The following is a 10,403-nucleotide window of genomic DNA, read 5'->3' on the forward strand; positions in this document are numbered from 1 at the left end:
TTTCGCCTCGAAACCCCGTTTTTAACATTTTTAGTGTTGTTGTATTATAGTATGAATCAATTATTTATATACCTTTCCTATACCAATCGTCCAAGATTCGTATAAGCTTCCTATAAGCTCCCTATAAGCTAAGACTCCACCCTCCTCACAGCCTTTTTTTATCAAAAACCCCCATCTAATAGCCTTTTTTCATCAAAAACCCTCCCTCCCACACCCTTTCTATACCAATCTTCCAAGATTCGTATAAGCTTCCTATAAGCTCTCTATAAGCTAACCCCACCCAAATTACAGCTCATTTTTTACCTTTTACCTCAACTCCTCCTTTTGAAAATCTCCGTTTTCTTCCGAATCCTCCAACCAGCCTCAACACATCGCTTTTGCGGTACACACTTTGCCAAAGTTTTTGTCTGTGCGACTCGCACCTTTGGCAAAGTTGATTAGTGGTATTTTTGGCATTTACCTCATTTCCTAATTCTCTCATTTTCTAATTTCCTCATTCCTTTTGTTGGTATTATTGGCATTTCTGGTATTTTTGGCATTTACCCCATTTCCTAATTTTCTAATTCTCTCATTTTCTAATTTCCTCATTCCCCTCCTAATGCCTAGTGCCTAAGGCCTAGGGCCTAAGTTCTAAGTTCTAAGGCCTCAACTCTTTTTTAACGGCGACAAAAGTAGTAAATAGAGTCGAACTACACAAATTATTTTGAAAGAAACTAAATTACACTTCCGGTAAGTACTGCCAATAGCGTTTCGGCATATTCCTCATTTGGTATTTTGCGTTCTTGCGCTCGGCTATGTTAATATGCTGAAAATAAGTCTTCCAAAGAGTTTGATAAGCATCAGCAGTAGCCGGAGTAAGCACTCCAAAATGCTTATCCGCAGGAGTAAAAGGCAACACCTCGTGCAGATTGTAAATAAAACCATAACCCCGTTCAGGGTCGTAAAGTACCCACTGTTGGTCAGAAAAACGTGTTTTGAAATGAGGAACAACCAGTGGCAACACGTCATACTCAGGTACTATTTTGGCAAAATAAAGTTCGCCTATCTTTTCAAAGCGCACAAACTCTTTCATTCGGTGCACTTCACGTTTCACACTCTTAGCCGCTTTGCGTATAGAAGCAATAGCCCTATGGGCAAAGTTTTCCAACACTTTCCCCTCAGGGTATTTCACCATCAGTCTAATAGCCTCCAATAAGTAGTCTTCCATATGTGTTTCTTCCGATAAGAAAGCCCTTAACACAATCGCCACCCCTTCTTTACCCCAACACTGTTCTATTTTGGTAAGCACCCGTTGCGCTTTATTAGCATCGGTATACACCGTTTCCTCCTCGCCAAAAAGCAAAGGCGCAAACCGATGTCTCGCTACAATAGTCACCTCGTTGTAACGATACTCAAAAACAGCAAATACCGCTGTGAGGAACCCCTCAAAAGTACTGTCGTATACCAAATGTTTCAAAGCCAAATACAGTTAAATACGCAAAAGCCCGCAAATATACTTCTTTTTTTATTTTAACAATATGTTTTAACAATAATCACCGTCCCCACATTCCCCCTTTGTAGCTTGTCCCCCTCGCCTTTGGAGAGGGGGAACGGGGGTGAGGACGTAATGCCTCACACCTCCTCATTTCCTCATTTTCTAATCCCTATCACCCCCCTAGTGCCTAAGGCCTATGGCCTGTGGCCTTTCTCCTATTATATCCATTTCAAAAAATATTTATACCTTTGCACTACGCATTAATACTTTATTATGAAAGATGATTTGTTGTATCTTATTGCCTTAAAGAAAATCCCTCTCATAGGCGATATAACTGCCAAGAAACTCATCTCACACTTTGGAAGTGCTCAAAACGTATTCGCTCAACCCAAAAGTGTCTTAGAGAAGGTAGCAGGTATTGGCTCTAAGATTACTCAAAACATACTCAGTGCTCGGTGTTTGCACGAAGCAGAAACCGAATTGCAATTCACTCAAAAGCAAAACATCAGTATTATAACTTATACCGATGAACAGTATCCCTCCTCACTCAAACAGTGTGTAGACAGCCCAATACTGTTTTACCAAAAAGGAAATATCCACTTGCAAAATAAACGACTGCTCAGTATTGTAGGCACTCGCAATATTACCAGCTATGGCACAGCTTTTTGCGAAAAACTCATCGAAGAACTCGCCTCGTTAGATGTGGTAATCGTCAGTGGGTATGCCTATGGAGTAGATATTACCGCCCATAAGGTAGCGATGAAACACCGCCTACAAACGGTGGCTTGTCTTGCCCACGGACTCAATACTATCTACCCCGCAGCTCATAGTAAGTATTGTGAGGCAATGGAAGAAAACGGCGGGTTCATCACCGATTTCAGTAGCCAGAGTCCCTTCGATAGAAAGAATTTCCTCAGTCGTAATCGCATTATCGCAGGGCTTTCACAGGCGACCGTAGTTGTTGAGTCGGGACTAAAAGGCGGAAGCTTAGTCACTGCCGATATAGCTTTCTCCTACAACCGCGAAGTATTTGCCGTGCCAGGGCGCACCACCGACCCGTATAGTATGGGGTGCAATGAACTGATACGCAACGGTAAAGCAACCCTACTCACCTCAGCCAAAGACCTCATTTACCAATTAGGTTGGGATACCCCAGCCCCAAAAGTCGTACAGCAAGAACTTTTTGTAACTCTTTCTCCTGAGGAAGAAACTATTAGCGCATATCTCAAAGCCAATGGCAAACAAAGTTTAGACGAGCTCGCCTTGGGGTGCCAAATGCCCATCTACCAACTCTCCAATCTCCTCTTTCAAATGGAAATCAAAGGAGTAATAAAACCCCTTCCTGGCAAGAGGTTTGAAGCAATCTAATTACTGAATCCTAATCCCTTGAACAGAAAAATCATACATATCGATATGGACGCCTTCTATGCTTCGGTAGAACAGCTCGACTATCCCGAACTGCGTGGGAAAGCAATTGCAGTAGGCGGAGGGGAACCACGCGGTGTGGTAGCTACTGCCAGCTACGAGGCGCGCAAGTTTGGGGTGCGCAGTGCTATCAGTGGGGCACAAGCGCGCAAACTGTGTCCACATCTCATTTTTGTAAAACCTCGATTCGAGCGCTACAAGCAAATATCGATGCAAATACGGGCTATTTTTCACGAATATACTGATTTGGTCGAACCTCTTTCCCTTGATGAAGCTTACTTAGACGTAACCGTAAACAAAAAGGGCAACCCTTCGGCTACCCTTATCGCCCAAGAGATTCGCCAACGCATCTTCCAACAAACCGGACTCACGGCTTCGGCAGGCATTTCGGTAAATAAGTTTATCGCTAAAATCGCCAGCGACTACCGCAAGCCCAACGGACAAACCACCATCACCGAAGCCGAAGTGCAAGATTTTTTAGACAGACTCGATGTGCGCAAGTTCTACGGTATAGGCAAAGTAACAGCCGAGAAGATGTACCAGTTAGGGATATTTAAAGGGAGGGACTTGCGCGAGAAATCATTGGAGTTCTTAGAGCGGAATTTTGGTAATAGCGGACATTATTACTACGAACTCTCACGAGGCATTCACCGCAGTGAGGTACAACCTTTCAGAATACGCAAATCAGTAGGTGCAGAAGAAACTTTTGCCGAGAACCTCACCAGCGAGGTGTATATGCTACGCGAACTCGACCATATAGCCGAAGACGTAGTCCGTCGTCTCGACAAACAGCAAGTAGCCGGCAAAACCGTTACCCTGAAAATTAAATACAGTAACTTTACGGTGCAAACGCGCAGTAAAACCCTTAAAGATTTCATAAGTAGTAAAGACGACATACTCTTGCACATCAAAGAACTGCTCTATCAAGAACGCCCTGCCGAATCAGTACGACTCTTAGGTATCTCGCTTTCTCACCTCAACAACGAACCCGAAAAAGAAGAAGTAAAGAAGCCGATGTACATACAACTAAAACTAGAATTCCCAGATTGATAAGAAAGAGTTATCGTTATACCTCTAACCTGTCCGATTTGCTCAATAAGTCTGACTTATCAAAAAAACATTTTTTCACTACTCATTTGCTAATTCTCTCACTTATTAATTTCCCGCCCGTCGTGCTACGACTGCCTGTACGGCTCGTATCTAATTCTCTAATTTTCTAATTTCCTAATTATTTCATACCTTTGCGTCCTAAAATAAAATCATTTATGGAACAAACTTTACCCGCAGGACACCCCGTGCATACCTATATGCTTGAAGCTGAACTTATTTACTCACTTATGGACGAGTTACTCGGCATAGACCCTCATACCGACTATCAGAAATTTTACAACGTGTTCAACCATTTGGCAACGGTAGAAAAACACTTTGCTCGCAAAGAAAACCAGCTCTTTCCTTTCTTGGAAAAACGCGGTTGGACGAATCCTTCACAGAATATGTGGTCTTTCCACGACACCATTCGCGATATCTTCCGTTTGGTACGCAAAAACTTAGAAGAAAAAGACCTTGATGCGGCGCAAACCAATGTGCGCTATATCGAAGATAATTTAGGTCGTTTGCTAAATGTAGAAGCGAATATCCTGTTCCCTAACGCCTTGCAATTACTCACCGAAGAAGATTGGATTGAAATGCGCAAAGGCGAAGAGGAAATAGGTTGGATGCTGAAAGAAGCACCTGCACCTTACCCTAATAGCAACCCCGGCGAACCGGTGTACGTACACCCTTCAATGGATACGGAACGCCGCACCGATGTTAAATTTGATGATGCTGCTGCCCATTATGATGAGGGCTATATGACTGTTGAACAGGTAAACCTCTTGCTCAAAACCCTCCCTATTGATATCACTTTTGTAGATGAACGCGACCGCGTGATTTTCTACAACCGTGGCGAAGAACGCGTATTCCCTCGCAGTGCCGGTATTATAGGGCGCGAAGTGAAGTTCTGTCATCCTCCTAAGAGCGTGGGCACGGTGCTTAAAATCGTAGAGAACTTTAAAGCAGGTACTCAAAACGAAGCTAATTTCTGGTTCAATTATCGCGGTCGCCTTATCTATGTGCGTTATTTTGCAGTGCGCGATAAAGAAAAGAACTACAAAGGCGTGATTGAAATGTCGCAAGATATTACCGATATAAAAACAATTGAAGGCGAACGCCGTTTATTGGAGTGGGATAACTAATGAAAGACTTATTCGGACAAGCTATTTTAGATTATCAGCAAGGGCAATATACCGAAGATATTAAAACGGAAACTACTATTTCCGAAGAAGATGTATTGCCCTTGCCTTATTTGTTTCGCTCTTTTGAACAGATGCCTCCGTTAGAGCAAAAAGCCCTACAAATGGCGAAAGGTAAAGTATTGGAAGTGGGGTGCGGAGCAGGCTCTCACGGACTCTATTTACAGAACGAACGCAAGCTTGAAGTACATTCTATCGACCTATCGCCTAAGGCTATTGAGGCGTGCCTGTTGAGAGGTTTACGCAACGCCAAAGTGCAGAATGTATTGGAAACAACAGGACAGTACGACACCATTCTCTTACTGATGAATGGCGCAGGTATGTGCGGGCGATTGAAACAAATGGGCGTTTTTTATGCTCATCTGAAAACTCTCTTAGCTCCACACGGACAAATCCTCACCGATTCTTCTGATATTATCTATATGTTCGATGAGAACCCTGATGGCAGTTATGATGTACCGCTCTATTTCGATTATTACGGAGAGGTAGATTACGTGGTGAAGTATAAAGGAGAAAAAGAAAAGCCCTTCCCCTGGATGTATGTAGATTACAACACTTTACAAAACGTAGCAATTTCAGTAGGTTTACAATGCGAACTCATCGCCGAAGGTGAACACTTTGATTACCTTGCAAAATTAGCAAATTAGTAAATTAGCAAATGATTGGGTAGCTTCACAGTTTCTAATTATCACATTATCTAATTACCTAATGTCAAGGTATTTATGCATTTGTAAAGAGGCTTTCCACTGAGGGTGAGCCATTACATAATCTACAATTTTAGGCATTACCTCAGCGCGTTTGCTCCACTCGGGTTGGAGGTAAAGTAGGCACTCAGGCGATACTTGTGATGCCATTTCTTCGGCAAAAATAAAATCGTGATTGTTATAGATTACCATTTTGAGCTCATTAGCTTTTTGAAGAACGTCTCCTACGGGACGTTTTATTTTTTTAGGCGATAGGCATATCCAATCCCAAGAGCCTGATAACGGGTGTGCTCCTGAGGTCTCTATATGAGTGCGAGCACCTCCTGCTCTCAGTTTTTCGGTAAGTAAAGTTAAGTTCCACATCAGTGGTTCACCCCCTGTAATAATGATAGTTTTGGAGTGTGCTAAGGCTTCGGCTACAATGGTATCTATGGGTACTAAGGGGTGAGCTTCGGCTTGCCAACTTTCCTTTACATCACACCAATGACAGCCTACATCACAACCGCCTAAGCGAATGAAATAAGCGGCTGTTCCTTTGTAGAAACCTTCGCCTTGTAAGGTATAAAAAGCCTCCATCAGGGGGAGGAGTTCCCCTTTCTGCAAGGCTATCTGTGTATCTTTGTTTAGCATTTATTATTCGTAATTAGCCACATCTAATATCCACGGGTCGGGGATTTCGGTGTTTTCTCGTACTTCTTCTACCTTTTTCATAGCTTCGTCGTAGGTATTATAACGGGCTATATAAATGTAGTTTAGTACTTGGTCTTTATTGTAATACACTTGGGCATCATACCCCCATTTCTTCATTTCTTCTACTCGTTTGTTTACATTATTGAAGTTTAAGAAGACTCCCACTATCACATAATAACCCTGCTGAGTATCGGTGACTTTCAGTTTGCTTATTCTCGTTGAACGGTGTAATTGGGTAATCTCCTTCGGATTATTTTCTATCTCCAAAGCGGTAAGGAACAAATAATAACGGTCGCGACTACGTGTATAACTCAAATCTAATGAATTGGTGTTGTTAGGAATCAGGTATTGATTGTCGTTTTTGATATCCATACGGAAGATATCAAAGCCTAAGGTGTTTTCGCTGTTAGGGGTGCGTGTTTTTACTACCTCATCGTTATTTGTAATGGCACTGCTAAAAAAGTTTTGATTAGGGCGCCATTTGCTTTCCAAAGAAGAGGTTTTACCGCTGGCAGGTACACCAACGGCTACGTTATCACCTGCCATATTAAAGTCGCCTTCGAGGGCTACTCCCATAATACGCGTTTTAAAGTCGCCTGCCTCAGGGGTTTTAAATCCACTAAAAGTAAAGGTTTTGGAAGCTTTATTGGTAATAGCCGAAAAGCCATCGTAAGTAATGATTTTCTTTACATTGCTATCAGGATTTTCGTATACTATTACTAACGCCCAGCCTGCTGCCGAACCGCCTTCTATTTGCCCCAAAGCAGCTTTTACATTGGCTACGGTATAATCGCCTTCTATTTTAGTTGCCGGAGCTAAAAGATTGGTGATATTGGCGTAATACACATAAGGTGCTGAGTTTTTTAGCTCATCGTCAGTACGTCCGTCGTAAATGAGTTCACCAGCGATAGGGGTATAGGTATTGGTTTCGGGTATTTTCAGTAGTACACTACTGGCGTCTTCTCTATTAGTATCAACAGGGATATTTTTATTACCTCTTAGGGTGCCCTTAGCATATGGATAGGTAGCCGACCAGTACAAACCTGCATAAGCTACCTTTCCGCCTGTTCCTTCATAAGAGAAATTGGCACTACTAGATGAAAACGTATTAGGGTCAGCATCGATATCGATATATTGCATATCGAACTCGTCGTTGAGTTTAGCTTTCGGGCTACGGTCGTTATAAGGGTCGTTAGGGCTATTGCGTTTCTCTTTACGATTAAGAATGTTATTCCCTATAATTTTGATATCCCCTTTGATAAAGGTTTCGTACCTAATGTTAAAATCGGTAGTAGATTGTGCTTTTAGGGAGAAAACGAGTCCCACACAAGCGAGCAATGTGATGATATGTTTCATAAACTTACTATTTTCTTGGCAATCCGGAGGGCTTCGGTGCCTTGTTCGAGAGTGACCATAGGGGTCGTATCGTTTACAATGGCATTGGCAAAGCTTTCGAGCTCGTCTAAGATAGCGTTGTTATTATGTATTTCAGGGTATTCGAAATAGATTTGACGGCGCTCTCCTTCTGCATTTTGGAGTATCATATCGAAGTCTCCTGGTACTTCTGGGGCGTCTTTCATCTTCACTACCTCTACTTTTTTCTCCAAAAAATCTACGGATATATAAGCGTCTTTCTGGAAGAAACGGCTTTTGCGCATATTCTTCATAGAGATACGGCTGGCAGTGATATTGGCTACACAACCGTTCTCAAACTCTAAGCGGGCATTAGTAATATCGGGGGAATGACTGATGACCATTGCACTACTTGCCGAAATGTGTTTCACCTTAGATTTTACGACGCTTAGGATTACATCGATATCGTGAATCATTAGGTCGAGCACTACGGGCACATCGGTACCACGAGGGTTGAACTCAGCTAAGCGGTGTGCCTCGATGAACATAGGGTTGTGAATTTGGTCGCGTACGGCAATAAAAGCCGGATTGAAGCGCTCTACGTGTCCTACTTGTCCTTTCACGTGGTGTTCTTTGGCAAGAGCAATCATAGCTTCTGCCTCTTCTACCGTAGTAGCGATAGGTTTTTCGATAAAGAGGTGTTTGCCTGCTTTGATAATCTTTTCGGCACACATAAAATGGTTGAGGGTAGGGGTTACTACGTCTACCATATCACATTCGGCGATGAGTGCTTCTATACTATCGAAACGCTTATAGCCAAACTCTTCGCTTACTTTTTTAGCGTTTGCTTCATCGGGGTCGTAGAAGCCTACGAGTTCGTATTTTTCGGATTGGTTGAGCAATCGCAAATGTATCTTTCCTAAATGTCCTGCACCGAGGACGCCAGCTTTTAATTTTGTCATTTTAATATCCTATTTTGGTGCGTACCCTGCGCAAAGTTTCATCGGCTACGCGGTGTGCTTTGGCAGCACCTTCTTTTAATATAGCATCGAGTTCGCTTAAATGCTCCATATAGTAAACGTAGCGCTCGCGTGGGGTAGCAAATTTTTCTAATATCAGTTCGTAAAGGGTTTGTTTGGCTTGACCGAAGCCATAACCTCCTGCACGGTAAGCCTCTTCCATTGCTTGTATTTGCTCAGGAGAAGCTAACAGGCGGTAGAGCCTCATCACGTTGCAAGTATCGGGGTCTTTGGGAGCTTCCAAAGGAGTACTATCGGTTTGGATTGCCATTATTTGCTTGCGGAGTTGTTTTTCGGGCAAGAAAATATTGATGAAATTGTTGCGTGACTTGCTCATCTTTTCGCCGTCGGTACCTGGTATAATCATTATTTTCTCCTCTATTTTAGCTTGTGGCAATACGAAAGTTTCGCCCATTTGGTGATTGAAACGAGAAGCTACATCGCGGGTAATTTCGAGGTGTTGCAACTGGTCTTTGCCCACAGGTACGACCTCAGCATCATACAAGAGTATGTCGGCTGCCATTAGCATAGGGTAAGTGAAGAGCCCAGCATTTACGTCTTGCAGGTAGTCCATTTTGTCTTTAAACGAATGGGCGAGGGTGAGGCGTTGGTAAGGGAAAAAACAAGCCAAGTACCACGAGAGTTCAGCGGTTTGGGGTACGTCGCTCTGGCGGTAGAAGGTTACTTTATCAGTATCTAAACCGAAAGCCAACCAAGTGGCAGCAACGCTATAAGTGTTGGCGCGGAGTTGCGCACCGTCTTTTATTTGAGTAAGGGAGTGCATATCGGCGATGAACAGAAACGATTCGTTAGAAGGGTCTGATGCCATTTGCACTGCTGGGAGGATTGCTCCTAGGATATTTCCTAAGTGGGGAGTACCTGTACTTTGAATGCCTGTTAATACACGAGCCATTGTTTTATTAAAAATAATAAGTTAAGAAAGTGCAAAGGTATGAAATAATTAGGAAATGAGAAAATTAGAGAATGAGGAAATTAGAGAAAAGGCATTAGGCCTTAGGCCATAGGCACTAGGGATAACATTCCTTTTTACACATACTCCACTCTCGCTAGGCACATACCAAGCTGTCGCTGGCTATCTTCAAAGGGGGAATGTGGTGACGGAAAAGAGAATTAGGTGCGAGCGCAGTCGTAGCACGACAGGCAGAGAAAATTAGAGAATTAGGAAATTAGGAAATTAGAGAATTAGGAAATGAGGCGTGAGTTTGAGTTAGAGGAATGAGGCTGTGCCTCAGAAATTAAACAAAATTTAAACAAAATCAAGGCTGCGTCTTGTAAACCAGCGGAGGTATTGTCAGTTTATTCAACTTTGGCAAAGTTTAAAACTTTGCCAAAGTTTGAGATGAAAAAGCGATGTGTTGGGGCTGTTAGGAATTTTTGAAAGAAAGCGAAAATGCTCGAAAGAAGGAAGGGAGAGGTTTTGTGAAAA

9 protein-coding genes are annotated in these 10,403 nt (G+C 42.8%); 4 read left to right on the forward strand and 5 right to left on the reverse strand.

Annotation, left to right across the window (positions count from 1 at the left end; genetic code table 11):
• Positions 1–718: 718 nt before the first annotated feature.
• Positions 719–1,462 carry a TIGR03915 family putative DNA repair protein gene (locus tag HMPREF9078_RS01605; RefSeq protein WP_009418971.1) on the reverse strand — a complete coding sequence of 248 codons (744 nt, stop codon included), beginning with the start codon at positions 1,460–1,462 and terminating at the stop codon, positions 719–721.
• Positions 1,463–1,747: 285 nt separating this feature from the next.
• Between HMPREF9078_RS01605 and dprA the strand changes: the two genes are divergently transcribed.
• The 4 genes from dprA (at position 1,748) to HMPREF9078_RS01625 (ending at position 5,837) form a co-directional block, all read left to right on the forward strand.
• Positions 1,748–2,842, forward strand: a complete 1,095-nt coding sequence (gene dprA, locus HMPREF9078_RS01610; protein ID WP_009418972.1) for a DNA-processing protein DprA — start codon at positions 1,748–1,750, stop codon at positions 2,840–2,842.
• An 18-nt stretch (positions 2,843–2,860) separates the two neighbouring features.
• Positions 2,861–3,949 (forward strand): DNA polymerase IV, encoded by a 1,089-nt coding sequence (gene dinB / locus HMPREF9078_RS01615; RefSeq protein ID WP_083477071.1) that lies wholly within the window; start codon positions 2,861–2,863, stop codon positions 3,947–3,949.
• Between the two features lie 215 nt (positions 3,950–4,164).
• Positions 4,165–5,133 (forward strand): DUF438 domain-containing protein, encoded by a 969-nt coding sequence (locus HMPREF9078_RS01620; protein ID WP_009418975.1) that lies wholly within the window; start codon positions 4,165–4,167, stop codon positions 5,131–5,133.
• Positions 5,133–5,837 (forward strand): bifunctional 2-polyprenyl-6-hydroxyphenol methylase/3-demethylubiquinol 3-O-methyltransferase UbiG, encoded by a 705-nt coding sequence (locus HMPREF9078_RS01625; RefSeq protein WP_009418976.1) that lies wholly within the window; start codon positions 5,133–5,135, stop codon positions 5,835–5,837. Before HMPREF9078_RS01620 ends, HMPREF9078_RS01625 begins: the two co-directional genes overlap by 1 nt.
• Positions 5,838–5,891: 54 nt before the next feature.
• On the opposite strand, the gene HMPREF9078_RS01630 is transcribed toward HMPREF9078_RS01625, so the two are convergent.
• From HMPREF9078_RS01630 to trpS, 4 genes are read right to left on the reverse strand one after another with little or no spacing between them, the layout of a single operon-like run.
• Entirely contained in the window at positions 5,892–6,524 is a 633-nt protein-coding gene (locus HMPREF9078_RS01630; RefSeq protein ID WP_009418977.1) for a 7-carboxy-7-deazaguanine synthase QueE, read from the reverse strand.
• 3 nt (positions 6,525–6,527) lie between these two features.
• Entirely contained in the window at positions 6,528–7,940 is a 1,413-nt protein-coding gene (locus HMPREF9078_RS01635; RefSeq protein WP_009418978.1) for an SPOR domain-containing protein, read from the reverse strand.
• Entirely contained in the window at positions 7,937–8,899 is a 963-nt protein-coding gene (locus tag HMPREF9078_RS01640; RefSeq protein ID WP_002674080.1) for a Gfo/Idh/MocA family protein, read from the reverse strand. Before HMPREF9078_RS01640 ends, HMPREF9078_RS01635 begins: the two co-directional genes overlap by 4 nt.
• Position 8,900: 1 nt before the next feature.
• Positions 8,901–9,869: a tryptophan--tRNA ligase gene (gene trpS / locus HMPREF9078_RS01645; protein WP_009418979.1), complete on the reverse strand. Its 969-nt coding sequence runs from the start codon at positions 9,867–9,869 to the stop codon at positions 8,901–8,903.
• Positions 9,870–10,403: the final 534 nt, after the last annotated feature.

The sequence above is a fragment of the Capnocytophaga sp. oral taxon 380 str. F0488 genome, from assembly GCF_000318255.2.
In the GTDB taxonomy this organism is placed as follows: domain Bacteria; phylum Bacteroidota; class Bacteroidia; order Flavobacteriales; family Flavobacteriaceae; genus Capnocytophaga; species Capnocytophaga ochracea.

Coding starts and splice junctions, on each gene's coding strand:
- dprA (WP_009418972.1), top strand. CDS start 1,748: ATGAAAGATGATTTGTTGTATCTTATTGCCTTAAAGAAAATCCCTCTC.
- HMPREF9078_RS01620 (WP_009418975.1), top strand. CDS start 4,165: ATGGAACAAACTTTACCCGCAGGACACCCCGTGCATACCTATATGCTT.
- HMPREF9078_RS01625 (WP_009418976.1), top strand. CDS start 5,133: ATGAAAGACTTATTCGGACAAGCTATTTTAGATTATCAGCAAGGGCAA.
- HMPREF9078_RS01630 (WP_009418977.1), bottom strand. CDS start 6,524: ATGCTAAACAAAGATACACAGATAGCCTTGCAGAAAGGGGAACTCCTC.
- HMPREF9078_RS01635 (WP_009418978.1), bottom strand. CDS start 7,940: ATGAAACATATCATCACATTGCTCGCTTGTGTGGGACTCGTTTTCTCC.
- HMPREF9078_RS01640 (WP_002674080.1), bottom strand. CDS start 8,899: ATGACAAAATTAAAAGCTGGCGTCCTCGGTGCAGGACATTTAGGAAAG.
- trpS (WP_009418979.1), bottom strand. CDS start 9,869: ATGGCTCGTGTATTAACAGGCATTCAAAGTACAGGTACTCCCCACTTA.